The sequence below is a fragment of the Bartonella tribocorum genome (assembly GCF_002778015.1).
Lineage (GTDB): Bacteria > Pseudomonadota > Alphaproteobacteria > Rhizobiales > Rhizobiaceae > Bartonella > Bartonella tribocorum_B.
The window spans coordinates 1-535 of the sequence record NZ_NJPP01000096.1; the positions used below are offsets into that span (position 1 = coordinate 1).

Below are 535 nucleotides of genomic sequence, written 5' to 3' on the forward strand. Positions count from 1 at the left end.
CTTGTTGCACAAAAAGCGTATTCCTTCTTGATGTGCTTCGAGCAATATCCTTTTTTCCATTGGATTAATAGATGTTTTTGGTTCGTTAGATGATCCTGATTGTTCACTTGGTGTTTTTGACCTAACGCTTGGGGCGATGGTTTCAGGTTTTGGGACTTCTATACTGGTTTGCTCTGCGTCTTTCATGTGTAGAGACGTTTGTGTCGTAGAGGTTTCATAGAGATTTTTTCTCTCTTGAGTTGTTGATGTATTTTGTTCTCTATCTTTTGCACGTGGTGGTTTTGATGGAGCTTTTTTTGTATGCGTGGAGGGGTCCTCTGGATTTTCTGTGCTGAGGGGGATTGTGGCGGCTTGCGTGCTTTGAAAACCTTGGGGAGGGTTGGTGAGGGATTGTTCATCCTGTTGTTGAAATTTTTGCATCATTTCGACTATTCTAGGGGAGGGGGATCTTTTTTTCATGCATGTTCCTTTCAAGTTTTTAAATTTGTTTTTTAAAAAGCTTTTTTTATATTTTTTGCCTTATGTTATTTTCATA

General features: G+C 39.1%; 1 pseudogene. It reads right to left on the reverse strand.

Annotation, left to right across the window (positions count from 1 at the left end):
• Positions 1-459, reverse strand: a pseudogene (locus CEV08_RS09350) (hypothetical protein); the annotation flags it as partial.
• Positions 460-535: the final 76 nt, after the last annotated feature.